A 25,903-nucleotide genomic window follows, 5' to 3' on the forward strand; every position below is an offset into this window, starting at 1 on the left:
GCAGGGCCGCACCCAAGACCATCCACGCCCCAAGGAACTGCACTGCTCGCCCCATCGCGAACACCCCTCCGCCGGGCGCCGGCCCTTCACTGCGCGGCGCTGCTCGGCACAGTACTCCCCCGCAGGGCATCGCCACCGTTTCGTCGGGCCCTGTTCGTCAGGCCTGGGTCGTCGGCAGGCCCGGGTCGTCAGGTTCAGGTCGTCAGGTTCAGGTCGTCGGCAGGGTCAGGACCTCGACGCCGTCCTCGGTGATGGCCACCGTGTGCTCGCTGTGCGCGGTGCGGCACCCGGTGGCGCTGCGCAGGGTCCACCCGTCGGGGTCGATGACGAGCTCGGCGGTGTCGGCCATGACCCACGGCTCGAGGGCCAGCAGCAGGCCGGGGCGCAGGACGTAGCCCCGGCCCGGTCGTCCGGTGTTGGGGACGTGTGGGTCCTGGTGCATCGTCGAGCCGACGCCGTGCCCCCCGAACTCGGTGTTCACGGCGTACCCCGCCTCGCCGAGGACCGCGCCGATCGCATGGGACACGTCGCCGAGGCGGGCGCCTGGCCCAGCCGCCGCGATCCCTGCCCGCAGCGCGCGCTCGGTCGCACCGACCAACGCGGCGTCCGCCGCGGATGGCTTCCCGCCGATGACGAAGCTGATGGCCGAGTCGGCGACGACGCCGTCGAGGGAGACCGCGAGGTCGAGCGACAGCAGGTCACCGTCGGCGAGGACGCGGTCGTGCGGGAGCCCGTGCAGGACGGCGTCGTTGAGCGACGTGCAGATGTAGTGGCCGAAGGGTCCGCGCCCGAAGGACGGCTCGTAGTCGACGTAGCAGGACTCCGCACCGGCCTCGAGGACCATGTCGCGGGCCCAACTGTCGATGTCGAGCAGGTTGGTGCCGGCGACGCTGCGCCCCCTCAGGGACTGGAGGATGTCGCCCACCAGCGCACCCGTGCGGCGAGCGCGATCGACCTCGGTGGCGTCGAGGATCTCGATCATGCCGTGGGCCCCGAGGCGCGGTCCGCGACGACCGTGCCCTGGTGGTGGCGCACCTGCCAGCGGCCGCGCTCACGGACCCAGACCGAGCTGCGGTGGGCCCGCCGGGTCGGGGTGACCGAGTCGTAGGTGACCAGGACGACGCCGGGCCCGAGCGCCGAGGTGACGAGGTCCTCGGCCTTGATGTCGACCCGGCCGTCGGCGGCCTCCTCCTCCATCATGTCGAGGATGGACTCGCGGTCCCACACCACGCCGGACGCGCCGAACTCGTGGAAGTCCTCGTGCAGCAGGAGGACCGCCGAGGCGCGGTCACCACGGACGGCACCGGTGAGCAGGGCCAGCTCGCAGTCCCTGACGATGTCGCAGTCGTCCTGCGTGGGCATCCCGGTCGTGGAGGTCGCCACTCAGCTGGCCTTCTTCGCGGTCTTCTTGGCGGTGGTCTTCTTCGCCGTCGTCTTCTTGGCCGCGGCCTTCTTCGCCGCCGGCTTCTCGTCCGACGTCGACTCGCCACGGGCGGCCTTGGCCTTGTCCACGGACTTCTTCAGCGCGGCGAGCAGATCGACCACCTCGCCCGACTCGTCCTTGGACTCCTCGGCCACGCGCACCTCGCCGCCCTCGACCTTGGCCTTGACGAGCGACTGCAACGCGAGGGCGTAGTCGTCCTCGTACTCGTCCGGCTCGTAGTCGCCGGCGAGCTGCTCGATGAGCAGGTCGGCCATCGCGAGCTCCTGCTTGGTGGCCTTGCCCTCGTCGTCGAGGTGGGCGAAGTCGGGCTTGCGGATCTCGTCCGGCCACAACATCGTCTGCATGACGATGACGCCGTCGCGGACCCGCAGCACGGCCATCGTCATCCGGGTGCGGATGGAGACGGAGACCACAGCCATGCGGTTCTCCTTCTCGAGCGCGTCCCGGAGCAGGACGTAGGGCTTGGTGGACGCCTTGTCGGGCTCGAGGTAGTAGCACTTGTCGAGCAGCATCGGGTCGATCTGGTCGGCCGGCACGAACTTCTCGACCGCGATCTCCTTGGAGCTGCGCGAGGGCAGGTCCTTGAAGTCCTCGTCGGTGAGGACGACCATGTCGCCGTCCTCGGTCTCGTAGCCCTTGGCGATGTCGTCGTAGGACACGACCTCGCCGTCGATGCTGCAGATCCGCTGGTACTTGATGCGGCCGCCGTCCTCGCGGTGGACCTGGCGGAACTGCACGTCGTGGTTCTCGGTGGCGGAGTACAGCCGGATCGGTACGTTGACCAGCCCGAAGGACACTGCGCCCTTCCAGATCGCTCGCATGCCCCACGCTCCTCGTCCCGGTTGCCTTCCACGGCAGAGCCTATGCGTCAGGATGGCCCCATGCGCCCCATGCTGGCCACCCCGGCCACCTCGATCCCCCACGGTGGGGACTGGGTGCACGAGGTGAAGTGGGACGGCATGCGGGTGCTCGCCGACATCAGCGACGGCCGGCTCACGCTGACGTCGCGAGCCGGCAACGACGTGACCGCGAGCTACCCCGAGCTGGCGCCCCTGGCCGACCTCTACGACGACATGCTCCTCGACGGCGAGGTGGTCGCCCTCGACGGCGGTCGCCCGTCCTTCGGCGCACTCGCCGACCGCATGCACGTCCGCGACCGTCGCAAGGCCGAGCGGCTGTCCGCGGTGCGACCGGTGACGCTCATGGTGTTCGACCTGTTGCGGCTGTACGGCGCCGACCTCACGACCCAGCCGCTGTCGGCCCGGCGGGAGCTGCTCGAGCGCCTCGACCTGCGCGGCCGCCACTGGCAGGTGCCACCGGTGTACGACGACGGCGAGGAGCTGTTCGCGGCGACCCGCGAGCAGGGGCTCGAGGGGGTCGTGAGCAAGCGGCTCTCCGCGCCGTACCTGCCGGGGCGGCGCTCCACGGACTGGCTCAAGTCGCCGCACCGCACCACGGTGTCCGCGGTGGTCGGCGGCTGGCGGCCGGAGACGGGCACCACCGACCGCCTCGGTGCGGTGCTGCTCGGCATGGCGACCCCGCAGGGGTGGAGGTACGCCGGCCGCATGGGTTCGGGGATCGCGGGCAGGGCGCAACGCGAGCTCGCGGGGCTCCTCGCGCCGCTCGCCCGCGACTCGGCCCCCTTCGCCACGCCCGTACCGCGCGTCGACGCCGACGGCGCCTTCTGGGTCGAGCCCCGCGTGGTGGTCGAGGCCCGCACGCTGGAGGTGACGCGCGACGGTCGGCTGCGCCAGCCGGCCTACCTCGGTGTCCGCACGGACCTCACCCCCGAGGACCTGCTGGCCGACGCGCGGGCGGAGGCGGGCGGTGAGTGAGACCACCTCGGTCGTCGTCGAGGGCCGCAAGCTCAAGCTGACGAGCCTGGACAAGCTGCTCTACCCCTCGACCGAGACGACCAAGGGCGAGGTCCTCAGCTACTACGCCCAGGTCGCCGAGGTGCTGCTGCCGCAGCTGGACTCCCGGCCGCTGACCCGGGTGCGCTGGCCCCACGGCACCGGCGACCAGAGCTTCTTCGAGAAGAACCTGCCCTCCGGGGCGCCATCGTGGCTGCCGCGGGTCAAGGTCGACGACGTGACCTACCCCGTGGTCGAGGACCTGGCCCAGCTGACCTACCTGGTCAACCTCAACTCCATCGAGCTGCACGTGCCCCAGTGGAAGGTCGACGAGGACGGCGCGCGCCTGCACCCGGACCGGCTCGTCATCGACCTCGACCCCGGCACCGGGGCCGGGCTGCACGAGTGCGCACGGGTCGCCGTCATGGTCCGCGACCGCCTCGGTGAGCTGGGCCTGGACCTGTTCCCCGTCACCAGCGGCAGCAAGGGCATGCAGCTGTATGCCGCCCTTCCGGGCGACCTCACCTCCGACCAGACCCGTGACCTCGCCCAGCAGCTGGCGCAGGAGCTGACGAAGAAGCACCCCGACCTGGTCGTGTGGAAGATGACCAAGTCGCTGCGTCCGGGCAAGGTCTTCCTCGACTGGAGCCAGAACGTCGCGGCGAAGACCACCATCTGCCCCTACTCCCTGCGCGGCAAGGAGACCCCGACCGTGGCCGCCCCGCGCACGTGGGACGAGGTCGAGGCCGGGGCCGCGGGGAAGAAGCTCGAGCAGCTGATGTTCGACGAGGTGCTCGACCGGCTCGAGGCCGACGGCGACCTCGTCGCCGACCTGCTCTGAGGCCCGGTCTGAGGCCCGGTCTGAGGCCCGGTCTGAGGCCGGCTCAGCGGCCGGCTCGGCGCGGGCTGCAGGGCCCCTGTTCAGCGGCGGCGCAGGCGCGGGCACCCCGCGCACTCGTGGGTGCCCGGCACGGCATACAGGTAGCAGCACGATGTGCGCTCGACCGGTCCCCGACCCTGCAGCCGGGCCACGGCCATCGCCCAGAGGTCGTCGACCATCGACAGGCGCTGGTGGCGTCCGAGGTTGACCCCCGGGTGGTAGCCCTCGGCGAGCTGCCGCCCGGCGTCGAGGTAGGCGTCCCGCGCCAGCCCGAGTCGGCGCACGGGGTCGTCGACGACCTCGCCCGCCGACCGCAGCCGCACGGCCGTCGGGTACGCCGCGGTGGGCTCGACCGCGAGGCTCAGCCCTGTCGTGCGGGGGTCGAGCGCCCACGGGCCGAGCAGCGCGGCCGCCGCGCCCACGGTCGCCGGGACCTCGAGGCACCACTGCAGGACGAAGGCGGCGGGCATGGCCGGCGGCGGCTCGGTGCGGTAGTAGCGCTCGGTGGCGGTCGTGAATGCCGCCCGCCAGCCGGCGGTGGCGGGTCCGGGCGAGGCGCAGAGCTCGGTCCACACGAGCGGGAGGTCCGGGGACTGTTCGATGGCGGCGTCTAGGCGCCAGAGGAGGTGCGGGGCAATGGAGCGGACCAGCGCACCGAGGGAATCATCCACGGTATTCGTGCAGGTCAAAGGCACAGCGGGTGGCATTCGTGGGTTTGCACCCGGAATGCCACCCGCTGGAAGGCGCTGTCGAGCTGATTCAGTGGGCCTTGTCGTAGGCGGCCTGGACCTCGGCCGAAATACGACCGCGCTCACTCACCTTGTGGCCATTCTGGCGAGCCCATTCACGCACGTCGGCAAGGTCGCGCTTTCCGGCCGACGAACGCGGGGCCGAGCTGCGCGGGGACGAGGCGCGGCGTCCACCGGAGCGGCGGCCGTGGCCCACGTACGGGGCGAGGGCGTCGCGCAGGGCGGCGGCGTTGGCACTGCTGAGGTCGATCTCGTAGCTGACGCCGTCGAGGGCGAAGGTGACGGTCTCGTCGGCGGGTCCGCCGTCGAGGTCGTCATCGAGGACGATGTTGACGCGCTGGGCCATCGTTAATTCCTTTCGGACATTCATGCGGGGTGCCATCAAAGTATTGGTTGGAGGCACCCGGCGCAAAGAGGTCCGTTCAGCCGTTTTTGTGGTCGTCCCCGGAATTCGTGGAATCGCCGTCCTTTTCCTGCGACTGCGCGCGGGTGGCATCCCACTGTGAATGCGCGAGACGTTCCTTGCGGTCGCCCTCGACCATGTTCTTGATGACGATCCAGAAGAGCACGCCGACCCCCGCGGAGGGGATCAGCGCAGCGATGTAGGGCCATACACCGCTCATCGCGAGGCCTCAGGCTTCAGGTGCGGGAAGAGGATCGTCTCGCGGATGTTGGCGCCGGTGAACAGCATGACGAGGCGGTCGATGCCGAGCCCGAGCCCGCCCATGGGCGGGGCGCCGTACTCCAGCGCCCGCAGGAAGTCCTCGTCGAGCTGCATGGCCTCCGGGTCGCCCCCGGCGGCCTTGAGCGACTGCTCCTCGAGGATGCGCCGCTGGATGACCGGGTCCACGAGCTCGGAGAACGCCGTGCCGCGCTCGACGCCGGCGATGATCAGGTCCCAGGCCTCGATGAGGTGCTCGGGGTCGTCGCGGTGCGGGCGGGCCAGCGGCTGCGCGTGCGGCGGGTAGTCGCACAGGAACGTGGGCTGGAGCAGGTAGGGCTCGACCAGCTCGCCCAGCAGCTCGGTGACGATCTTCGAGGCCTCCCACCCGGGGTCGACCTCCACGTCGTGGCGCTTGGCGATCGCGCGCAGGGTCTCGACGTCGGTCTCGGGCGTGATGGTCTCGCCCACCGCCTCGCTGACTCCCTGGTAGACCGGCAGCCAGCGCCACTCGCCGTCGAGGTCGACGACCCCCTTGGGCGTCTCGACCTGCCGCGTGCCGACGGCGTCGGCGGCGGCGAGGAACATCGCCCGCATCAGCTCGGCCATCGTGTGCTGGTCGCCGTACGCCTCGTAGGCCTCCAGCATCGTGAACTCGGGGCTGTGCGTGGAGTCCACGCCCTCGTTGCGGAAGATGCGCCCGATCTCGAAGACCTTGTCGACGCCGCCCACGACGGCCTTCTTGAGGTTGAGCTCGAGCGCGATGCGCAGGGTCATCGGCTGGTCGAAGGCGTTGAGGTGGGTGCGGAACGGCCGGGCTGTCGCGCCGCCGTGGATGAGCTGCAGGACGGGGGTCTCGATCTCGAGGTAGCCGCCCTCCTCCAGCGTGGTGCGGATGGCCTTGACGATGGCGGCACGGGTGCGCACCATGTCGCGGGCCTCCTGCCGGACGATGAGGTCGGCGTAGCGCTGGCGCACCCGCGACTCCTCCGACAGGTCCTTGTGCATGACCGGCAGGGGCCGCAGCGCCTTGGACGCCATCTCCCAGCGGGTCGCCATCACGGAGAGCTCGCCGCGGCGGGAGGAGATGACCCGTCCCTCGACGAACACGTGGTCACCGAGGTCGACGGTGGACTTCCAGTCGGCGAGCGCCTCCTCGCCGACCTCGGCCAGGCTGAGCATGACCTGCAGGCGGGTGCCGATGCCCTCCTGGAGGGTCGCGAACGCGAGCTTGCCCGTGTTGCGGATGAAGATGACGCGGCCCGCGACCCCGACGACGTCCTGGGTCTCCTCACCGGTCTCGAGGTGGCCCCACTGCTCGCGGACCTCGGCCAGGGTGTGCGTGCGCGCCACCGAGACCGGGAACGGCTGCCGGCCCTCGGCGAGCAGGCGGTCGCGCTTGTCCCGGCGGACCTGCATCTGCTCGGGCAGGTCGGCCTCGGGCAGGGCGTCCGTCGGGTTCGCGGGGGTCACGGCGGGGGTTTCACTCACCCGCAAAGGGTACCCAGCGCAGTACGCGCCCTCGGCACCGCCGTGACGCCGCAACCCCGGTCGCTCCGTGCGGCCCCTGCTCGACCGACCCCGCAAAACGCCGGTTGCCCGGGGAAGGTCGGGCTGACGACCCGACCTTCCCCGGGCAACCGGCGTTTTGCGGGGAGGGCCGGGCGAGACGAGGCTGGCCGAGACGAGGCTGGGCGAGGGGCAGGGGTGGTCAGCCGACCAGGTCGAGGGCCAGATCGAGGATCGGCGAGGAGTGCGTGAGCCCACCGACGCTGAGGTAGTCGACCCCCGTGAGGGCGTAGTCGCGCGCGACGTCGAGGGTCAGACCGCCGGTCGCCTCGAGCTCGACGGGCTCGCCGGTCGCGCGGACGGCCTCGACCGTGGTGCGCAGCAGGTCGACGGACATGTTGTCGCACAACAGGAACCGCGCGCCGACACCCACCGACTCGAGCGCCTCCTCGGTGGTGGTCACCTCCACCTGCACCGGCACGTCGGGGTACCGCGCCCGCACCGCGGCGTACGCGGCCGCGAGCGAGCCCGCCGCGAGCTTGTGGTTGTCCTTGATCATGGCCACGTCGTAGAGGCCCATCCGCTTGTTCGTGCCGCCGCCGGCGCGGACGGCGTACTTCTCCAGCGCACGAAGACCCGGTGTCGTCTTCCGGGTGTCGAGCACGGTGGCGCCGGTGCCCTCGAGGCGCTCGGCCCACCGGCGCGTGTGGGTCGCGGTGCCCGACAGGCGGCACAGGATGTTGAGCATGGTGCGCTCACCGACGAGGACCACCTGGGTCGGTCCCTCGAGGGTGGCGACCACGTCGCCGCGGACGAGGCGGTCGCCGTCGGCACGCTCCAGGGTGGCGCGGACCGGCTCGGCGCCGAGGCGCCGGGCCACCTCGTCGAAGACCAGCGGGACCACCGGTATGCCGCCGAGCACGCCGTCCGCGCGCGCGACGACGTGCGCCCGGCTCACCTGGTCGGCGGGGATGGTCGCCGAGGTGGTGACGTCGACGCCGTCCGGGCCGCCGAGGTCCTCGTCGAGGGCGGTGCGGACGACGGCGAGCGCCGCCGCCTCGGGGAAGTGCAGGTCGGTCACGAGAGGTCCTGTTCGGGGACGGGTTCGAAGGAGGTGGTGACGGTGCCGTCCGCGCCGCGCACGAGCAGGGTGTGGCCCCGCCAGCCGGGGTCGACGAGCTCGGGGTGGTCGGAGCGGACGTGCCCTCCCCGGGTCTCCTCGCGCAGCGACGCGGCGAGGGTGAGGACCTGCCCGACGTGCAGGAGGTTGGTCGTCTCCCACGAGTCGGGGCCCGGCTCGCCGGACGTGGCGGCGTCCGCGAGCTCGACGAGCGTGTCGGCTGCCTCCGCGAGTGACGCTGCGGACCGCACCGCTCCCGCCCCGGCCGTCATGGTGGCCTGCACCCGGAGGCGGGCGGACCCGTCCAGCAGCGCCGTGCCGGCTGGTGCCGGGGCCGGGTCGACGGCCGGGAGCTCGCCCGCGGCCAGCCGGGCGCTGATGTCGTCGGCGATGCGGTGGGCGAAGACGAGGCCCTCGAGCAGGGAGTTGGAGGCCAGGCGGTTCGCGCCGTGCACACCGGTGCAGGACACCTCGCCACAGGCGTAGAGGCCGTCGAGGGAGGCCCGGCCCACGAGGTCGGTGCGCACGCCGCCGCTGGCGTAGTGCTGGGCCGGGGCGACGGGCAGCAGGTCGACCGCCGGGTCGAAGCCCAGCTCGCGGCAGCGGGCCACGATCGAGGGGAACCGCTGCTCGAGGAACTCGCGCCCGAGGTGGCGGGCGTCCAGGAACACGTGGTGCTCACCGGTCTCGTGCATCCGGTCGACGATCGCGCGCGAGACGACGTCGCGCGGTGCGAGGTCGGCCAGGGGGTGGCGACCCTGCATGAACCGCACGCCGTCACGGTCCACGAGGAAGGCGCCCTCGCCCCGGACCGCCTCGGAGATCAGTGGCTGCTGGCCGCTGGAGCCCTCGCCGAGCCACAGCACGGTGGGGTGGAACTGCACGAACTCCACGTCGGCGAGGACCGCACCCGCGCGCAGGGCGGCCGCGAGGCCGTCGCCGGTGGCCACGGAGGGGTTCGTCGTCGCGGAGTACACCTGGCCCAGGCCGCCGGTGGCGAGCACCACCGCGCGGGCCAGCGCCGCCCCGACGCCGTCGATCTGGCCCTCCCCGATGACGTGCAGGGTCACGCCGCAGACCCGGGCGTCGGCGTCCTGGAGCAGGTCGACAACGAGCGCGTGCTCGATGACCTCGATGCCGGGGTCGTCCTGCACGGCATGCAGGGCGGCGATGAGGGCGCGGGAGATCTCCTTGCCCGTCGCGTCGCCACCGGCGTGGGCGATGCGGTCGCGGTGGTGGCCGCCCTCGCGCGTGAGGCGCAGCTCGCCCTCCTCGTCGAGGTCGAACTCAGCCCCGAGCGCCACGAGCTCGCGCACCCTCGCGGGCCCCTCGTGGACCAGCGCGGCCACGGCCGGCACGTCGCAGATGCCGCACCCCGCGACGAGGGTGTCGTGCAGGTGCTCCTGCGGGGAGTCGGCCGGGTCGAGCGCGGCGGCGATCCCACCCTGGGCCCACTGCGTCGAACCCTCGCTGAGGACGGTCTTGGTCACCAGCAGGACCCGGTCGACGCGCTGGCGCAGCCGCAACGCGGTGGTCAGGCCGGCGATGCCCGAGCCGACGACGACGACATCGGCCGAGGTCGTCCAGCCGGGCTCCCCCGACACCAGCCAGCGCGGGACGACCAGCGGAGGCAGGTCAGCCGACATGCGCGTGCCTGGTCACCGCGGAGGTGCGCAGGCCGAACCCGTCCGGCACGTCGCCCGGGTCGTCGCCGACCTCCACGACCCGGTTGTCGCGGTCGACGAAGACGACCCGTGGCTCGTGGGACCTGGCCTCGTCCTCGTCCATCGCGGCGTACGCGATGACGATCACGAGGTCACCGGGCGAGATGAGGCGGGCGGCCGCGCCGTTGATGCAGACGGTCCCCGAGCCGCGCTCGCCCTCGATGACGTAGGTCGTGAGGCGGTTGCCGTTGTCGACGTCGACGACGTCGACCTGCTCGCCGGGCAACAGCCCCGCCGCGTCCATGAGGTCGCGGTCCAGGGTGAGGGAGCCGACGTAGTGCAGGTCGGCCTGGGTCACCGTGGCCCGGTGGATCTTGGCGTGGAGCATGAAGCGCTGCATTGGCTGGGTTCCCTCAGGGTGCGTGGGCGGACGGACGGCGCAGGCCGCGGGTTCAGGTGGTGGCCGAGTCGACGTCCGAGAAGACCTCGAGGGCCCGCCCGCCCGGACCGACCAGCAGGGGCACGTTGTCGATGAGCCGGGTGGTGCCCACCCTGCCGGCCACGGCCAGCAGCGCCTCGCCGCGGTACCACTCCGGCACGTCCTCGAGGGTCGACGGGTGGACGAGCACGAGGTAGTCCACGAGGGCGAGCGGCTCCCGGACGAGCACGGCCCTGGCCGCCCGGCGGATGGCCGACGGGCCCTCCCCCGCGGCGCCAGCACCGGCCTGCAGCGCCCTGGACAGGCAGAGCGCGACCTCGCGGTCGGACTCGGTGAGGTAGGTGTTGCGGCTGCTCATGGCCAGCCCGTCGGGCTCGCGCACCGTCGGCACCGAGACGACGTCGACCGGGAAGTCGAGGTCGCGGACCATGCGGCGGATGAGGAGCAGCTGCTGGGCGTCCTTCTGGCCGAAGTAGGCGCTGTCGGCGCCCGTGAGGTGCAGGAGCTTGGCGACGACGGTGAGCATGCCGTCGAAGTGCCCGGGCCTCGCCTGGCCCTCGAGCACGGTGCCGAGCGGCCCGGCGGAGATCCGCACCCCGGGGTCGCCGTCCTGGTAGATCACGTCGGGGGTCGGGGCGAAGACGAGGTCGACGCCGGCCGCCCGGCAGATCTCCATGTCGGAGTCGAAGGTCCTCGGGTAGCGCGACAGGTCCTCGCGCGGGCCGAACTGCAGCGGGTTGAGGAAGATCGTCACCACGACGTGGGCGGCCTTGCGCCGCGCGGTCTCGATCAGGGTGGCGTGCCCCTCGTGCAGGGCCCCCATGGTCATGACGACCGCGACGTCGCCGCCGGTGAGGCTCGCCCGCGCGGTACGCAGCTCGTCACGGGTGCGGGCGACGACGGGGCCGTGGGCACCGTCGACGCTGACGGGGCGGGGGTCGGTCACTCAGTGCTCCTGATCGCTCGCGAGGATGTCCAGCAGTGGCGCCGCGGCGTGCGGGCGCAGGCGTCCGCTGGCCAGGGCCCGCTCCGCCGTGGCCCGCGCCAGCGCCACGTAGGTCGGCCGGATGTCGGGGGTGAGGCTCTGCAGTTGTCGCAGGTGCTCGGCCACCGTACCGGCATCCCCGCGCGCCACGGGGCCGGTGAGGGCAGCGTCACCCGCACGCAGCGCGTTGTCGAGGGCGGCGGCCACGAGCGGTCCGAGGACGCGGGCCGGCTGCTCGACACCGGCCGCCGCCAGTGCCTGCAGCGACTGGGCGATCAGCGTGACCAGGTGGTTGGCCCCGTGTGCCAGGGCCGCGTGGTAGAGCGGACGCATCTCCTGCTCGACCCAGACCGGCTCCGACCCGATCTCCAGCACCAGCGCCTCGGCCACCGGGCGCAGCGGCTCGGGCGCCGTGACGCCGAAGCAGCAGTCGGCCAGCCGGTCGAGGTCGAGCGGCGTCCCGGTGAAGGTCATGGCGGGGTGCAGGGCCAGCCCCAGGACGTGCTGGTCGCGGGCTGCGTCGAACACCTCCAGCCCGTGCCGTCCCGAGGTGTGCACGACGAGCTGCCCCGCCTGCCACCCGTGGGTGCTGGCCAGCCCCGCCACGAGGTCGGTCAGGGCGTCGTCGGGCACGGCCAGCAGGACCAGCTCGGCGCGCCGTACGACCTCCTCCACGGGCAGGAGCGGCACCCCCGGCAGCAGGGCCTCGGCCCTCGCGCGGGAGGCGTCGCTGACACCCGACGCGGCCACGACCTTGTGGCCGGCACGCCGCAGCGCGGCACCCAGCACCGCGCCGACGCGGCCGCTCCCGACCACGCCGACGTCGAGCCGAGCGGGTCGCTCGTCCGCCGAAGTCACGCGTGCACGCTACCCCCAGCGACCAGCACCGCGGTCCGCACCGTCCGCCGCGGGGCCGGAGTGCGCGGCACCCCACCGCGGGTGGCTAGCGTGGGGGCCATGGCGCGGGTGGAGTGGCAGCGCGCGTGGCAGGACGCGCTGTACGGGGCGGACGGCTTCTACCGTGACGCGCGCGGGCCCGCGGGGCACTTCACCACCGCCACCCACGGTCGGACCGGCGCAGTCCTCGCCGGCGCCCTCGTGGCCCTCGCCCGCGAGCACGACCTCACCCGGGTGGTCGACGTCGGCGCGGGCCGCGGGGAGCTGCTCGCGCACCTGCACGCGGTCGCGCCCGACCTGCACCTCACGGGGGTCGACGTCGTCGATGCCGGTGAGGTGCAGGCCGGGCTGCCGCCGGGCTGCGGCTGGGTCAGGTCGACCGGCGGGGCCGCGCTCCCAGAGGACCTGACCGGCCTGGACGACGCACTGGTCGTCGCCCACGAGTGGCTCGACGTCGTGCCGTGCGTCGTCGCCCAGGTCGACGACGACGGGGTGCTGCGCCACGTCGAGGTGGACGGCGCGACCGGGTCCGAGGCCCTCGGGCAGCCGGTCGGGGGCGACGACCTCGCCTGGGCGCGGGAGCACTGGCCGACGACCACCCCCGGCGACCGGGTCGAGGTCGGCCTGGCCCGCGACCGCGCCTGGTCCACCCTCCTGTCACGGCTCCACCACGGCGTGGCCGTGGCGGTCGACTACGCGCACCGCGCCGGTGAGCGCCCCGCCGGTGGCACGCTCGCGGCATACCGGGAGGGCCGCACGGTGACCCCGGTGCCGGACGGCTCCTGCGACCTCACGGCCCACGTCGCGATGGACACCCTCGACCACGACGAGCTGCTCGACCAGCGGACCGCGCTGCGGGGGCTCGGCGTCGACGGCTCGACCCCACCGCACGACCTCGCGCTGCGCGAGCCACAGGCCTACCTGCGCGCCCTCGAGCTGTCGTCGGCGGCCGCGGCCCTGACCGCGCCGGGCGGCTTCGGCGACTTCCTGTGGGCGGTCAAGCGGGTCGGCTGACCGCCGCCACGACCAACCGCTCGAAGCCGCGCAGCACGAACGTGGGACGGCGCACCGCCTCGACGACCTCGAGCGCGGGGTAGCGAGCCAGCAGCGTCCGCAGTGACACCTCCAGCTCCAGCCGCGCCAGCGGGGCGCCGATGCAGAAGTGGATGCCGGCGCCGAAGGCCAGGTGGGGGTTCGGGTCGCGGGTGGGGTCGAACCGGTCGGGGTCGGCGAAGACGGCGGGGTCGCGGTTGGCCGCCCCGAGCAGCGCCGCCACCTTGGCGCCCGGCTGCAGCTCCACGCCCGCCACGGTGGCCGGCTCCTTGGCCGTCCGCTCGAAGAGGTGCAGCGGGCTGTCGTGCCGCAGGAACTCCTCGACCAGCCGGGCCCGTGCGGACGGGTCGGTGACGTCCACGGCCGGGCGGTCCGGTGCGGTGAGCCACGAGTGCAGGCCGTTGCCGAACCCGTTGACGCTGGCCTCGTGGCCGGCGTTGAGCAGCAGGACCGCGGTGGCGACGAGCTCGTGGGCCGACAGCCGGTCGCTGCCGTCGCGGGCCTGGACTAGGTCGCTGAGCAGGTCCTCCCCCGGCCGGGCGGCGCGGTCCGTGGCGAGCTGCTCGACGTAGGCGGCGAACTCGGCAGCAGCCCGGCGCGCGTCGGCCTCCACCTCGGGGGTCCGGTCGACCTCGTACATCCTCACGATCGCCTGGCTCCACGGCCGCAGGTGGTGCCGGTCCGCCTCGGGCACGCCCAGCAGCTCGGCGATCACCAGAACAGGCAACGGCTCGGCGTAGTCGGCCAGCACGTCGAAGTCCCCGTCGGGCAGGTCTGCGAGCAGGCCCGCCGCCAGCTCCTCGATGCGGGGCGCCAGCCGCTGCACGTGGCCCCGGCCGAAGGCGCCGGCGACGAGGCGACGCAACCTCGTGTGCTTCGGCGGCTCGCTGTCGAGGATGGAGTCGGCGTGCAGCCAGTTGAACGTGTCCCAGTCGTCCTGCGGCGTGCGTGCCGCGAACACCCGGCCCAGGCGCCGGTCGCGCAGGACCGCCCCCGCCTCTGCGTGCCCCGTCGCGAGCCACGTGCCCATGCCGCTGTGCCACGCCATCGGGGCCACGGCGCGCAGGGCGGCGAGGTGGGGGTACGGGTCGGCGACGACAGCGGGGTCCGTCAGGTCGAGGAGCTCGGCCGCGTCGAGGGAGGGGCTTTTCGAGGGCACGCGGGAAGCCTGCCGCAGCGCCACGGGTTTTGTCAGTCACGACGTCCCGGGCAGACTGTGGGGTTGCTGACTCCTCGAAAGGACCCCCCTGTCCCCATGAAGCACCAGCGACTCCCCCGCGCGGCCACCACCCTGGGCGCCTCGTTCACCGCGGTCGCCGCGAGCGTGGCCCTGACCGCCTGCGGTGGCGGTTCCCCGTCCGGCAGCGGCCCCGTCACCGTGACGGTGACCCCGACCGTCACGGCCGACGGCTCGTCGTCCAGCGCGTCGGAGCCCGCCGCCCCCAAGGCCCCCACCAGCGACGACAAGGGCCGCGGCTACGACTACGGCACCGTCACCAAGGTCAGCCAGCTGGCGGGCGTGACGGTCATCGAGCTGGACCGGTGGACCTGGAAGAAGCTCGACGACGCGAAGCTTGCCCAGCAGGGCGTGCCGCTCACGCCGTTCAAGGGCGCGGTCCCCTACGAGAACCAGAACGCCAAGCTGACCTTCACGATCCCGGTCGCCGACGGCGCGCGGATCCTCTACCACCACTGCGTCGCGAGCGACCAGCCGCTGCAGACCCGCTCGACCGACGCCAAGGGCCTCGTCGGGCTGGCGGACCGCGAGAACACCGTCCTGGTCAAGCTCGACGACCAGGGTCGTCTCGTCGCGGCGGACAACGTCCCGGGCTGCCCCGGCTAGCCTGCAGGCATGACCACCACCGGCGACCAGCGCGAGCTCACCGTCGGGCTCGGCGCGGGCGGCCTCGCCACCGCCGACATGGTGCTCAACATCGGCCCGCAGCACCCCGCCACGCACGGCGTCCTGCGGCTGCGGATCGTCGTCGACGGCGAGCGGATCGTCTCGGCCGAACCGATCGTCGGCTACATGCACCGCGGTGCGGAGAAGCTGTTCGAGGTCCGCGACTACCGGCAGATCGTCGTCCTCGCCAACCGCCACGACTGGCTGTCGGCGTTCTCCAACGAGCTCGGCGTGGTGCTGGGCGTCGAGCGGATGCTCGGCATGGAGGTCCCGGAGCGGGCGGTCTGGGCACGCACGCTGCTGGCCGAGCTCAACCGGGTGCTCAACCACCTGATGTTCCTCGGCTCCTACCCCCTCGAGCTCGGCGCGATCACCCCGATCTTCTACGCGTTCCGGGAGCGGGAGGAGCTCCAGGCCGTGATGGAGGAGGCCTCCGGCGGGCGCATGCACTACATGTTCAACCGGGTCGGGGGCCTCAAGGAGGACCTGCCCGCAGGCTGGCTCGACCGCGTCGCCGGCGCGGTGGCTGCCGTCCGCCGGCGGGTGCCCGACCTCGAGTCGCTCATCGTCGGCAACGAGATCCTCGAGGCCCGCACGCGCGGCGTCGGCGTGCTCACGCCGGAGACCATCGCGGCGTACGGCGTGTCCGGTCCCATCGCGCGCGCGTCGGGCGTCGACCTCGACCTGCGCCGCGACGAGCCCTACCTCGCCTACGCCGAGCTGTTCGCCCCGGGCGGTCCGGGCCGGGTCGTCACCCGGTCGGCCGGCGACTGCCTGTCACGGCTCGAGGTGCTGCTCGAGCAGGTGCACGTCAGCCTCGACCTCGCCGAGGCCTGCCTCGACCGGCTGCGGACCCTTCCCCGGGGCCCGGTCAACGTCAAGCTGCCCAAGGTGCTCAAGGTCCCCGAGGGCGACCTCTACACCGCCACCGAGAACCCCCTCGGGTTCAACGGCTACTACCTGGTGTCCCGTGGGGAGAAGACGCCGTGGCGGCTGAAGCTGCGGTCGGCGTCGTTCAACAACGTCGCGGTGCTCGCCGAGGTGCTGCCGGGCAACCTCATCGCCGACATGGTGGCGATCCTCGGCTCGATGTTCTTCGTGGTCGGCGACGTCGACAAGTAGGGCCGGCACGCACCGCAAAACGCCGGTTGCCCGCCATACCGCGGGTTGATTCCCCGACCTTCGCCGGGCAACCGGGGTTTTGCGTGGGGCTGGTGAGGTGCGGTCGCGCGGGTGGGTGCGAGGTGCGGGGCCAGGTATGGCGCGGGGTCAGCTGCCGTTCTCGCCGCGGTCCGGGGGCTCGACGCGGCACATGCGCTGGGTCACCATGCCCGCCACGGCCAGCAGCGCGGCGGAGACGCACAGTGCGAGCAGGCGCCAGAGCAGCTCGTGGTACCCCGCGAGGTCGAGGTCCGCGAGCGCGTGGGCGACCTGCGCGAGGTACCAGCCCAGCACCCCCGCACCGGTCAGCGCCGCCGCCTGGGCGAGGACGAGGGTCCGGGCGGCGCGGATGGGGCTCAGCGGCCGGGTCGACTCGCCCCGCAGGAAGCGCCGGACGGGCAGGCCGGCGCCGACGACGAGGACCGCCATGATGAGGATCAGCAGCGACGAGACCCAGGACGCCGGGCCGAGCAGGTTGCCGCTGCCCGCGAGGTAGATGCGCCAGCCGATCCAGGACAGCGCCGCCACCACGACGGTGATGCCGCCCAGCTGTGACCAGCGCAGGCCGTGGCCCTCGTTCACCACGGTCCCTCCAGGAGGTCGACGTCGGGACCGGGACGGACTCCCGAGGTGTCGAGCCCGGCCACGAGGTCGGCCACCCGGCGGACGGTGCCGTCGACGCGCAGCACGGCCTCGGGCTCGGCCTGCAGCCAGGGCACCAGGACGAACGCGCGCTCGTGGGCACGCGGGTGCGGCAGCGTCAGGGTGGCCGAGTCCATCACCACGTCGGTGTCGAACACGGGGTCGCCGTACTGCACCAGGTCGAGGTCGAGGGTCCGCGGCCCCCACCGGACCTCCCGGGTGCGGCCGTGCGCGCGCTCGATGTCGTGCAGCCCGGCGAGCAACGACGAGGGGGCGAGGTGGGTCGTGCCAGTGACGACGGCGTTGAGGTATACCGGCTGGTCGGGTCCGCCGACGGGGTCGGTCTCGACCACCGGCGACACCTCGGCGATGTCGAGCAGCCCGAACAGGGCCACCGTGGCGTCGTGCAGGGTCTCGACCGAGTCGCCGACGTTGGAGCCGAGGGCGACCACGACCGGTGCCTGGCGCTCACGGACCACGCGCACCTGCACGTCGGTGAACGGGTGACCGACCGGGGCCTGTGGCTTGTGCACGACGACCTCGACCGCCTCCACGAGCGGGCGGGCCAGGACACGGTCTGCGATCCGGGCGGCGAGCGCCTCGATGAGGTCGAGCGGCTCGCCCTGCACGAGCGCGACCACGTCGCCCGCGACCTCGGCGTAGTTGACCGTGTCTGCGAGGTCGTCGCTCGCACCGGCCGGGGCCAGGTCGACCTGCATCGTCACGTCGACGACGAACGTCTGCCCGTCCCGCTTCTCGAAGTCGAGCACCCCGTGGTGTCCCACGGCGGAGATGCCCTTGAGCACGATCTGGTCGGACACAGCCGTCATCCTCCGTCGGTGGCGTGGTCGATGGCTGCCGTGGCACGGAGCGCGTCGAGGGTCGAGGGCACGTGGTGCACCCGCACACCCCACGCGCCCAGCCGGGCGGCGTGGACCGAGGTCGCGGCGGTGGCGACGTCGCGCTCCGCGGGCGGCCTCGGGGCCTCCCCGTCGGCGCGGCCCAGCCGGCCCAGGAACGTCTTGCGCGAGGTGCCCACGAGCACCGGGTGGCCGAGGTCGAGCACCCGGTCGAGGTGGCGCAGCAGCAGCCAGTTGTGGTGCGCGAGCTTGGCGAACCCGAACCCCGGGTCCAGGACGAGGCGGTCGGCGGCGACCCCGGCCGCGACGAGGGTCCGCGCGCGCTCGGCGAGCTCGGCGCACACCTGCGCGACGACGTCGTCGTAGACCGCCCGCGACTGCATGTCGGCGCTGTGGCCGCGCCAGTGCATGGCGACGAACGGTGCCCCGGAGCGGGCGACGAGGGCGACCATGGCGTCGTCGGCGAGGCCGCCGGAGACGTCGTTGACGACGGTGGCCCCGGCACGCAGCGCCTGCTCGGCCACCTGGGCCCGCATGGTGTCGACCGAGACCACGACGCCGTCGTGGGCCAGGGCCTCCACGACGGGGAGCACCCGCCGCAGCTCCTCCTGCACGCTGGGCCGCTGGGCCCCCGGACGGGTGGACTCACCGCCGACGTCGACGACGTCCGCGCCCTGTGCGACCAGCTCCTGCCCGTGGGCGATGGCGGCGGACGGCTCGAACCACTCGCCCCCGTCGCTGAAGGAGTCGGGCGTGACGTTGACGACGCCCATGACCACGGGGAGCCCGTCGGTGCGGCGCAGCGGCCACGCGGTACTGCTCACGCGTGACCCCCGAACCAGCGCAGCGACGGCCAGGTCAGGAACGCCTCCGCCTCCAGCGCCGCGAACCCGACCCGGGGCAGGTCGCCGGCGGCGGGGTACACGAGGAAGCGCGGCTGCCACGCCGGCTGGAACTTGGCGTTGAACCGGTACAGGCTCTCGATCTGCAGCCAGCGCGAGGCGAACAGCAGCACGCGCCGCCACAGCCGCAGGACCGGGCCGGCGCCGAGCTTCTCGCCACGCTCCAGCGTCGAGCGGAAGGCGGCGAAGTTGAGGGAGACCCGGCGCACGCCGAGGTCCTTGGCGGCCTGCAGGGCCTCGGTGATCATCAGCTCGTTGACGCCGCCGTCGGCGGTCGAGTCACGGCGCATGACGTCCAGGGACATGCCGTCGGTGCCCCAGGGGACGAACTGCAGGAACGCGCGCACGGCCCCATCCTGCCGTGCCGCCACGAACACGCAGTCGGGGTCGGACTCGTCGAGCAGGCGGCCGAGGGCCATCGAGAAGCCCCGCTCGGTGTCCGAGGAGCGCCACGCGGCCGCATCGGCGAGGGCGGTCGCGCGCACCGACGGGTCGACGTCGCGCACCCGGTCGACCTCCACGGAGTACCCGGCGCGGGCGACCCGGCCCACCATCTGGCGCACGTTGCGCATGGGGCGGCCCTGCAGGGTGAACTCCGTGGTGTCGACGACGGCCTCGTCGCCGAGCTCGAGCGCCGCGAAGCCCGTCTCGCGGACCCACACCGTGCCGGCGTACTCGGAGCAGCCGAGGACCGCCGGGGTCCAGGCGTGCTCCTGCGCCTCGTCGAGGAACGCGGAGATCGCGCCCGGCCACGCCTCGGGGTCGCCGATGGGGTCGCCGCTGGCCAGCATCACCCCGGAGACCACGCGGTAGGCGATGGCGGACTTCCCGGACGCCGACCACACCAGGCTCTTGTCGCGGCGGGTGTTGAAGTAGGCCAGCGAGTCGGAGTGCCGGGTCAGCAGCTCGCGCAGGCGCTGCTCCTCGGACTCGGTCACGCGCGGCAGGGGCTCGGGGCTGCGCAGGGCGAGGTAGGCCGGCGTCAGCAGCGTCATGAGGCCGAGGCCCAGCAGCAGGGACCCCACGACGTCGAGCGGCCGGTCGCGCTCGAACACCAGGGGCCCGTTGGCGCCGACCAGGCCGTAGGCCAGCTCGCGGGAGAGGTCACCCAGGCCGGGGAACCCGCCGACGATGTCGCGGCGGTTGAGCCAGATGACGAGCGTGCCGGAGGCGATCGAGACCACGAGCAGGATGAAGAACAGGCGCACGGCGCGCCACCGGGTCGTGGGGTCGCCGAGGGCGCGGAACTCGGCCCGGTGGCGCACCAGCAGCACGACCCCGGCCGCCGCGACCAGAGCAGCCACCGGCTCGGGCTTGACGACGTGCAGCACCACCGAGAGGCCGAGCAGCACCACCGCCGCCCGCCAGGCCCGGCGCTTGCGGCGCTTGAGCGAGTGGCCGAGCAGGATGAGGAAGACGCCCGACACCACGGTGGCCGCCGCAGCCGCGTCGGTGAGCGCGCCCGGGAGGATCTCGGTGACCCCGTGCAGCCGCACCCGCCACGAGTGGAGCAGCCCGGTCAGCAGGTCGATGGCGCCGACGAGGTAGGTCAGGCTGCCGAGCAGCCGGGGGATGCCGGGCGCGGCGAGGAACGCCGGGAGGGTGGCGGTGGGCTTGGAGCTGGTGGGGCGCGCGGATCCGCGTCCGGTCACCGCTTGCCCCCGAGCAGCAGCGACATGGCCTCGGCGCGGGTCGCCGGGTCGCGCAGCTGGCCCCGCACCGCGGAGGTGATGGTCCGCGAGCCGGGCTTGCGGATGCCGCGCATCGACATGCACAGGTGCTCGCACTCGACGACGACGATGACGCCCTGGGCGCCCACGTGCTCGACGAGGGCGTCGGCCACCTGCGTCGTGAGGCGCTCCTGGACCTGCGGCCGGCGCGCGTAGACCTCGACCAGCCGGGCGAGCTTCGACAGGCCCGTGACCCGTCCGTCCTTGGCGGGGATGTATCCCACGTGGGCGACCCCGTGGAAGGGCACGAGGTGGTGCTCGCACATGCTGTAGACCTCGATGTCGCGCACCAGGATCATCTCCTCGTGCGCGATCTCGAAGGTCTTGGACAGCACCTCGGCGGCGTCGATCCGCAGGCCCGCGAAGAACTCGCCGTACGCCCGCGCGACCCGGGCCGGCGTCTCGGCGAGGCCGTCACGGTCGGGGTCCTCCCCGATCGCGAGCAGCAGCTCGCGGACGGCGGCCTCGGCCCGCGCGTGGTCGACGACGTGCGCCGAGCCCTCAGTGGTCATTCGGGTTGACCTGACCACCCTCGGGCACCTCGATGACCTGGGTCGGCGGGTGCTCCTCGGACGCCTTGGGCGCGCCGGCCTCGGCAGCCCGGTCGATCGCCTCGGCGGTCTGCCGGTCCGAGCCGGCCGACTCCAGGCCGTGTGAACCGTTCTGGGCGGCCTTCTCGGCCGGGGTCAGCACGGGCGGCTGGTCGGAGAGGAACCGCGTCTCGCTCGAGAGCCAGGTGGGGCGCATCGGGCGCTTGCGGACCGAGGCGAAGATCGCGGCCAGCTCCTTGGCGTTGAGCGTCTCGTGCTCGAGCAGGTCGAGGACGAGGCGGTCGAGGATGTCGCGGTTGTCGTTGATGACGTGCCACGCCTCGTCGTGCGCGTGCTCGATGAGCGAGCGCACCTCGGTGTCGACGACGCTGGCGATCTCCTCGCTGTAGTCGCGCTGGTGGCCCATGTCGCGGCCGAGGAAGACCTCGCCCTGGCTCTGGCCGAGCTTGATGGCGCCGACGCGCTCGCTCATGCCGTACTCGGTGACCATCTTGCGGGCCATCGCGGTGGCCTTCTCGATGTCGTTGGCGGCACCGGTGGTGGGGTCGTGGAACACGACCTCCTCGGCGACACGGCCACCGAGGGCGTAGGCGAGCTGGTCGAGGATCTCGTTGCGGGTGGTGGAGTACTTGTCGTCGGTCGGCATCACCATCGTGTAGCCGAGCGCGCGGCCGCGGGGCAGGATCGTCACCTTGGTGACGGGGTCCAGGTGGTTCATCGCCGAGGCCACGAGCGCGTGCCCGGCCTCGTGGTAGGCCGTGATCTTGCGCTCCTTGGCGGACATGATCCGCGTGCGCTTCTGGGGACCGGCGATGACGCGGTCGATCGCCTCGTCGAGGGCGGCGTCGTCGATGAGCTTGCCGTCGCTGCGCGCGGTGAGCAGGGCGGCCTCGTTGAGGACGTTGGCCAGGTCGGCGCCGGTGAACCCGGGGGTGCGTCGGGCGACGGCGAGCAGGTCGACCCCGGCAGCCATGGGCTTGCCCTGGGAGTGGACCTCGAGGATCCGGTGGCGGCCGATCATGTCCGGGGCCTCGACGGCGATCTGCCGGTCGAAGCGGCCGGGGCGCAACAGGGCGGGGTCGAGGATGTCGGGGCGGTTGGTCGCCGCGATGAGGATGACGTTGGTCTTGACGTCGAACCCGTCCATCTCCACGAGGAGCTGGTTGAGGGTCTGCTCGCGCTCGTCGTGCCCACCACCGAGGCCCGCGCCGCGGTGGCGGCCGACGGCGTCGATCTCGTCGACGAAGACGATCGCGGGGGCGTTGGCCTTGGCCTGCTCGAACAGGTCGCGGACGCGGGAGGCGCCGACGCCGACGAACATCTCGACGAAGTCAGAGCCGGAGATCGAGTAGAAGGGGACGCCCGCCTCACCCGCGACCGCGCGGGCCAGCAGGGTCTTGCCGGTGCCGGGAGGGCCGTACAGCAGGACGCCCTTGGGGATCTTGGCGCCGACCGCGAGGAACTTCGCGGGCTCGGCGAGGAACTCCTTGATCTCGTGGAGCTCCTCGACCGCCTCGTCGGCGCCGGCGACGTCGGCGAAGGTGACCTTGGGGGTGTCCTTGGAGGCGAGCTTGGCCTTGGACTTGCCGAACTGCATGACCCGCGAGCCGCCGCCCTGCATCTGGGTCATGAGGAACCAGAACAGGCCCAGCAGGATGATGATCGGCAGCAGCGACCCGAGCAGCGCGACGAAGGGGTTGGTGCCCTTGTTGTCCTGGTTGAACCCACCCGGGGGCGGGTTGTCGGCCAGCAGCTGGATGAAGCCGGGGCCGGCCGCCTCGACGTACTCGGTCCGGACCTTGGTCGCGTCCTTGATGTTCTTGCCGTCGGAGTAGGTCTGACCACTCTTGAGGTCGATGTCGACGACCTCGTTGTTGGTGATCGTGACCTTCTCGACCTTCTTCTGCGTGATGAGCTGCTCGGCCGCAGAGGTGTCGATGCGGGTGTAGCCACCGGCGTCACTGAGGCTGAAGACCATCAGCGTGATCGCGATGACCGCGACGACCCAGAACAACGGGGCCCGAAGGATGCGCTTGAAATCCATGTGTGTAGCGGGGCTGGCCGCCCCGTGCCTCCTGCTCGATCACGCTCTGTGCCGCGGCCCGGGTCGGGGAGCGGTCGCACCACGACGGTACTACGGAGGTGCCGGCGTGGTTCGTGCTGGACAACGACGCGGATGGGCCCCGTGTTCCGCCCGTCCCGGGTCGTTGTCCAGCATGGACCGGTGGGGTGCTAGGCGTAGACGTGCGGCGCCAGGGTGCCGACGACGCGCAGGTTGCGGTAGCGCTCGGCGTAGTCGAGGCCGTAGCCGACGACGAACTCGTTCGGGATGTCGAACCCGACCCACCGGACGTCGATCTCGACCTTGGCCGCCTCGGGCTTGCGCAGCAGGGTGCAGATCTCCACCGAGGCCGGCGAGCGCGACTCGAGGTTGGACTTGATCCACGACAGCGTGAGCCCGGAGTCGACGATGTCCTCGACGATGAGCACGTGCTTGCCGGTGATGTCGGTGTCGAGGTCCTTGAGGATCCGGACCACGCCGGAGGACTTGGTGCCCGAGCCGTAGGACGAGACCGCCATCCAGTCCACGGGGGCGGTGCCGGGCAGCGCACGCGACAGGTCGGCCATGACCATCACGGCGCCCTTGAGCACGCCCACGAGCAGCAGGTCCTTGCCCTCGTACTCGGCCCAGACCTCGCGCGCCAGCTCCTCGAGCCGCGCGTGGATCTCCTCCTCGGTGATGAGGACCTTCTCCAGATCGGCTCCCATGTGGGCAGCGTCCACGGCTCTTCTCCTGGTGACGAATCGGCTGGTGCGTGAGGGGTGGGGCGGGCCTGCGGGGCTATTCAACCGGAGGCGGCGCGGCGATGGATACCCGGCCGCCGGAGCGGGTGGCGCGCAGGCCGCCGGGCAGGCTCACCGGCCCCTGGCCGTGCCAGCGGGTGAGCAGGGCGTCGCAGGCGTCGGTGTGGCGGGTGGCGAGCTGTCCGCCGGGGGCGCCTGCCGCGACGGCGAGGCGCCGCCAGACCCTCGTGCGCACGGGGCGGGGGCTGTCCAGGAGCGCCACGGCCTCCCACGGCCCGGGCCCCAGGGCGGCGGCCGCCTCGTCGGCCAGCCGGTCGAGCAGGTCGGCGTCCTCGCGCAGGTGGTCGGCCGTGCGCGCCAGGGCCGCGGCCACCCCCGGCCCGAGGTCGCGCTCGAGGTCGACCAGGGCCCGGCGGGCCCGCACCCGGGTGTAGGCCGGGTCCTCGTTCATGGGGTCGTCCCACCACTCGAGGGCTTCGGCCCGGCAGGACGCGCGGGTCTGCTCGCGGGTGACCCCGAGCAGGGGGCGCACGTAGAGACCACGGACGCGGGGCATGCCTGCCAGCGAACGACCCCCGGCACCGCGGGTCAGGCCGAGCAGCACCTGCTCGGCCTGGTCGTCGAGGGTGTGCCCGAGCAGCACGCGCGCGGCACCGAGCCTGCCTGCGGCCCGGTCGAGGGCTGCGTACCGGGCGGACCTGGCTGCTGCCTCGGGGCCGGCCCCGGCGGGGTCGACCGCGACGGCCACCACCTCGACGGGGTCGAGGCCGAGCTCGCGGCAGGCACCGGCCGCCCGCTGGGCCACGGCCGCCGATCCCGGCTGGAGGCCGTGGTCGACGACGACCGCGCCTGCGCGGACGGCGAGGGCGGGCGCCTCGAAGGCCACGGCGGCGGCCAGGGCCAGGGAGTCGGCCCCGCCGCTCACGGCAGCCAGGACGAGGTCGCCGGGGCTGCACTCCTGCAGCACGCGTCGGACGGCCAGCCGCGTCGCCGCGGTGGCCGGGTGCGGCCCGGTCACGGCACGGTCAGCCGTGGACCCGGCTGACCCAGGCCGCCGGCTTCTCGATCTCGGCCGGCTTGGGCAGCGTCTCCGGCGACTCCCAGACCCGGTTGAACCCGTCGACACCCACCGCGGCGGTGACCTCGCGCACGAACACCGCCCCGTCGCGGTACTGGCGCATCTTGGCCTCGAGGCCGAGCAGGCGGCGCAGCACGCGGTCGAAGGCCCCGACGCCCTTGCGCCGCTCGTTGAACCGCTGGCGGATGTGGGCGACGCTCGGGATGACCTGCGGGCCGACCTCGTCCATGACGACGTCGGCGTGGCCCTCGAGCAGCGACATGACGGCGGTGACCTCGGCGAGGCGCTCGCGCTGCTCCGGGGTGGCGATGAGCTCGGTGATGCCGGCTCCACCGCTGCGCACCGCGTCGGGGAGCTGGTGGACCAGGCGCTGCATCGTCTCCTGGAGGCTCTCGGGGTCGGGGACGAGGTCGGTGGCGAGCGTGCGCACCCGCTCGACCATGTGGTCCCGGAGCCACGGCACGGCCGTGAACTGCACCCGGTGCGTCTCCTCGTGCATGCACACCCACAGCCGGAAGTCGGCGGGGTCGAGGCCGAGCTCGCGCTCGACCTGCACGAGGTTGGGCGCGACGAGCAGGAGCTGGGGCGTGCCGCCGGGGGCGAGGTCGTACTGGCCGAGCACCTTGCCTGCCATGAAGGCGAGCATGGTGCCCGCCTCCGCGCCGGTGACGCGGCCGCCTACGGCCTTGGCCAGGTCGCCCGGAGCCTTCTTCTGCTTGTCGATGAGCGCCCCGAACACGGGGTCCATCAGGGCCGACATCGAGTCGGCGTTGAGCGCGATCCACGTCGGCCGGTCGACGACCAGTGCGCCGGGGGCATCACCGGGGGCGTGCAGGCGGGCGGTGTCGGCGACGGGCTGGCGGGCCCGCTTGGCCGCGTCCCTCACCTCGGCCACGACGGACGCGGCCTCGGCCGCCGTCACGCTGGGCCCGGCCGTCACGAGCCGGGAGCCGGTCGCCTTGGCGAACTCCCAGTCGACGTAACGGGTGGTCGACTGTCGAGGCACGGTCATCCCCT

At 72.9% G+C, this 25,903-nt stretch carries 27 protein-coding genes; 5 read left to right on the forward strand and 22 right to left on the reverse strand.

All coding sequences use genetic code 11. From position 1 onward, the window contains the following. Positions 1 to 208: 208 nt before the first annotated feature. Genes map through ku form a run of 3 tightly spaced genes read right to left on the reverse strand, consistent with a single transcriptional unit; the run spans position 209 to position 2,265 of the window. Positions 209 to 982, reverse strand: a complete 774-nt coding sequence (map, locus tag ABEA42_RS01360; RefSeq protein ID WP_345500629.1) for a type I methionyl aminopeptidase — start codon at positions 980 to 982, stop codon at positions 209 to 211. Then, entirely contained in the window at positions 979 to 1,383 is a 405-nt protein-coding gene (locus ABEA42_RS01365; RefSeq protein ID WP_345500630.1) for a nuclear transport factor 2 family protein, read from the reverse strand. The genes map and ABEA42_RS01365 overlap by 4 nt, the downstream gene beginning before the upstream one ends. After that, on the reverse strand, positions 1,384 to 2,265 hold the full coding sequence (gene ku / locus ABEA42_RS01370) for a non-homologous end joining protein Ku (protein WP_345500631.1): 882 nt from the start codon (positions 2,263 to 2,265) through the stop codon (positions 1,384 to 1,386). A gap of 60 nt (positions 2,266 to 2,325) precedes the next feature. Here ku and ligD (ABEA42_RS01375) point away from each other — a divergent pair, with 60 nt between their 5' ends. Together ligD (ABEA42_RS01375) and ligD (ABEA42_RS01380) are read left to right on the forward strand one after the other, a co-directional pair. After that, the gene (gene ligD, locus ABEA42_RS01375) at positions 2,326 to 3,279 is read left to right on the forward strand and encodes a non-homologous end-joining DNA ligase (RefSeq protein WP_345500633.1); all 954 of its coding nucleotides are present in this window, start codon (positions 2,326 to 2,328) and stop codon (positions 3,277 to 3,279) included. After that, positions 3,272 to 4,138, forward strand: coding sequence for a non-homologous end-joining DNA ligase (gene ligD, locus ABEA42_RS01380; RefSeq protein ID WP_345500634.1), 867 nt, complete (start codon positions 3,272 to 3,274; stop codon positions 4,136 to 4,138). The genes ligD (ABEA42_RS01375) and ligD (ABEA42_RS01380) overlap by 8 nt, the downstream gene beginning before the upstream one ends. Positions 4,139 to 4,218: 80 nt before the next feature. On the opposite strand, the gene ABEA42_RS01385 is transcribed toward ligD (ABEA42_RS01380), so the two are convergent. The 9 genes from ABEA42_RS01385 to ABEA42_RS01425 all read right to left on the reverse strand — a co-directional run bounded on the left by ABEA42_RS01385 (position 4,219) and on the right by ABEA42_RS01425 (position 12,162). Beyond that, complete coding sequence (locus ABEA42_RS01385; protein WP_345500636.1) at positions 4,219 to 4,848, reverse strand: (2Fe-2S)-binding protein; 630 nt, start codon at positions 4,846 to 4,848, stop codon at positions 4,219 to 4,221. Between the two features lie 88 nt (positions 4,849 to 4,936). Then, complete coding sequence (locus tag ABEA42_RS01390) at positions 4,937 to 5,272, reverse strand: histone-like nucleoid-structuring protein Lsr2 (RefSeq protein WP_345500637.1); 336 nt, start codon at positions 5,270 to 5,272, stop codon at positions 4,937 to 4,939. Positions 5,273 to 5,348: 76 nt separating this feature from the next. After that, positions 5,349 to 5,549 (reverse strand): hypothetical protein, encoded by a 201-nt coding sequence (locus ABEA42_RS01395; protein ID WP_345500638.1) that lies wholly within the window; start codon positions 5,547 to 5,549, stop codon positions 5,349 to 5,351. Further along, the gene (gene lysS, locus ABEA42_RS01400) at positions 5,546 to 7,006 is read right to left on the reverse strand and encodes a lysine--tRNA ligase (RefSeq protein WP_345501406.1); all 1,461 of its coding nucleotides are present in this window, start codon (positions 7,004 to 7,006) and stop codon (positions 5,546 to 5,548) included. The genes ABEA42_RS01395 and lysS overlap by 4 nt, the downstream gene beginning before the upstream one ends. A 292-nt stretch (positions 7,007 to 7,298) precedes the next feature. Beyond that, positions 7,299 to 8,177, reverse strand: a complete 879-nt coding sequence (gene nadC / locus ABEA42_RS01405; RefSeq protein ID WP_345500639.1) for a carboxylating nicotinate-nucleotide diphosphorylase — start codon at positions 8,175 to 8,177, stop codon at positions 7,299 to 7,301. Next, positions 8,174 to 9,862: an L-aspartate oxidase gene (locus ABEA42_RS01410; protein WP_345500640.1), complete on the reverse strand. Its 1,689-nt coding sequence runs from the start codon at positions 9,860 to 9,862 to the stop codon at positions 8,174 to 8,176. Before ABEA42_RS01410 ends, nadC begins: the two co-directional genes overlap by 4 nt. Further along, positions 9,852 to 10,280: an aspartate 1-decarboxylase gene (gene panD / locus ABEA42_RS01415; RefSeq protein WP_345500641.1), complete on the reverse strand. Its 429-nt coding sequence runs from the start codon at positions 10,278 to 10,280 to the stop codon at positions 9,852 to 9,854. The genes ABEA42_RS01410 and panD overlap by 11 nt, the downstream gene beginning before the upstream one ends. 52 nt (positions 10,281 to 10,332) lie before the next feature. Then, positions 10,333 to 11,265, reverse strand: coding sequence for a pantoate--beta-alanine ligase (gene panC, locus ABEA42_RS01420; RefSeq protein ID WP_345500643.1), 933 nt, complete (start codon positions 11,263 to 11,265; stop codon positions 10,333 to 10,335). Further along, the gene (locus ABEA42_RS01425) at positions 11,266 to 12,162 is read right to left on the reverse strand and encodes a Rossmann-like and DUF2520 domain-containing protein (RefSeq protein ID WP_345500645.1); all 897 of its coding nucleotides are present in this window, start codon (positions 12,160 to 12,162) and stop codon (positions 11,266 to 11,268) included. Positions 12,163 to 12,261: 99 nt separating this feature from the next. Between ABEA42_RS01425 and ABEA42_RS01430 the strand changes: the two genes are divergently transcribed. Beyond that, positions 12,262 to 13,215 (forward strand): SAM-dependent methyltransferase, encoded by a 954-nt coding sequence (locus tag ABEA42_RS01430; protein WP_345500646.1) that lies wholly within the window; start codon positions 12,262 to 12,264, stop codon positions 13,213 to 13,215. Here ABEA42_RS01430 and ABEA42_RS01435 read toward each other — a convergent pair. Beyond that, positions 13,199 to 14,413 carry a cytochrome P450 gene (locus ABEA42_RS01435; protein ID WP_345500648.1) on the reverse strand — a complete coding sequence of 405 codons (1,215 nt, stop codon included), beginning with the start codon at positions 14,411 to 14,413 and terminating at the stop codon, positions 13,199 to 13,201. The genes ABEA42_RS01430 and ABEA42_RS01435 overlap by 17 nt on opposite strands. Positions 14,414 to 14,509: 96 nt before the next feature. On the opposite strand from ABEA42_RS01435, the gene ABEA42_RS01440 reads away from it, so the two are divergent. Both ABEA42_RS01440 and ABEA42_RS01445 read left to right on the forward strand, forming a co-directional pair. Beyond that, the gene (locus ABEA42_RS01440; protein WP_345500650.1) at positions 14,510 to 15,097 is read left to right on the forward strand and encodes a hypothetical protein; all 588 of its coding nucleotides are present in this window, start codon (positions 14,510 to 14,512) and stop codon (positions 15,095 to 15,097) included. A 9-nt stretch (positions 15,098 to 15,106) separates the two neighbouring features. Beyond that, complete coding sequence (locus ABEA42_RS01445; RefSeq protein WP_345500651.1) at positions 15,107 to 16,279, forward strand: NADH-quinone oxidoreductase subunit D; 1,173 nt, start codon at positions 15,107 to 15,109, stop codon at positions 16,277 to 16,279. 147 nt (positions 16,280 to 16,426) lie between these two features. Here the strand turns inward: ABEA42_RS01445 and ABEA42_RS01450 are convergent, their stop codons facing one another. The 9 genes from ABEA42_RS01450 to ABEA42_RS01490 form a co-directional block, all read right to left on the reverse strand. Further along, positions 16,427 to 16,900, reverse strand: a complete 474-nt coding sequence (locus tag ABEA42_RS01450) for a DUF3180 domain-containing protein (RefSeq protein ID WP_345500652.1) — start codon at positions 16,898 to 16,900, stop codon at positions 16,427 to 16,429. Then, positions 16,897 to 17,781: a 2-amino-4-hydroxy-6-hydroxymethyldihydropteridine diphosphokinase gene (gene folK, locus ABEA42_RS01455; RefSeq protein WP_345500653.1), complete on the reverse strand. Its 885-nt coding sequence runs from the start codon at positions 17,779 to 17,781 to the stop codon at positions 16,897 to 16,899. The genes ABEA42_RS01450 and folK overlap by 4 nt, the downstream gene beginning before the upstream one ends. A 5-nt stretch (positions 17,782 to 17,786) precedes the next feature. After that, complete coding sequence (folP, locus tag ABEA42_RS01460) at positions 17,787 to 18,593, reverse strand: dihydropteroate synthase (protein WP_345501407.1); 807 nt, start codon at positions 18,591 to 18,593, stop codon at positions 17,787 to 17,789. A 47-nt stretch (positions 18,594 to 18,640) separates the two neighbouring features. Further along, positions 18,641 to 20,374: a phosphatidylglycerol lysyltransferase domain-containing protein gene (locus ABEA42_RS01465; protein ID WP_345500655.1), complete on the reverse strand. Its 1,734-nt coding sequence runs from the start codon at positions 20,372 to 20,374 to the stop codon at positions 18,641 to 18,643. Continuing rightward, a complete protein-coding gene (gene folE / locus ABEA42_RS01470) occupies positions 20,371 to 20,964 on the reverse strand; it encodes a GTP cyclohydrolase I FolE (RefSeq protein ID WP_345500657.1) in 594 nt (197 codons plus the stop codon). Before folE ends, ABEA42_RS01465 begins: the two co-directional genes overlap by 4 nt. Continuing rightward, positions 20,954 to 23,047: an ATP-dependent zinc metalloprotease FtsH gene (gene ftsH / locus ABEA42_RS01475; RefSeq protein ID WP_345500658.1), complete on the reverse strand. Its 2,094-nt coding sequence runs from the start codon at positions 23,045 to 23,047 to the stop codon at positions 20,954 to 20,956. The genes folE and ftsH overlap by 11 nt, the downstream gene beginning before the upstream one ends. 188 nt (positions 23,048 to 23,235) lie before the next feature. Beyond that, positions 23,236 to 23,787, reverse strand: coding sequence for a hypoxanthine phosphoribosyltransferase (hpt, locus tag ABEA42_RS01480; protein WP_345500660.1), 552 nt, complete (start codon positions 23,785 to 23,787; stop codon positions 23,236 to 23,238). Between the two features lie 58 nt (positions 23,788 to 23,845). Then, entirely contained in the window at positions 23,846 to 24,826 is a 981-nt protein-coding gene (tilS, locus tag ABEA42_RS01485; RefSeq protein WP_345500662.1) for a tRNA lysidine(34) synthetase TilS, read from the reverse strand. A 7-nt stretch (positions 24,827 to 24,833) separates the two neighbouring features. Then, entirely contained in the window at positions 24,834 to 25,898 is a 1,065-nt protein-coding gene (locus ABEA42_RS01490) for a zinc-dependent metalloprotease (RefSeq protein ID WP_345500664.1), read from the reverse strand. Positions 25,899 to 25,903 lie beyond the last annotated feature (5 nt).

This window comes from Pedococcus ginsenosidimutans (genome assembly GCF_039544395.1).
Classification (GTDB): Bacteria; Actinomycetota; Actinomycetes; order Actinomycetales; family Dermatophilaceae; genus Pedococcus; species Pedococcus ginsenosidimutans.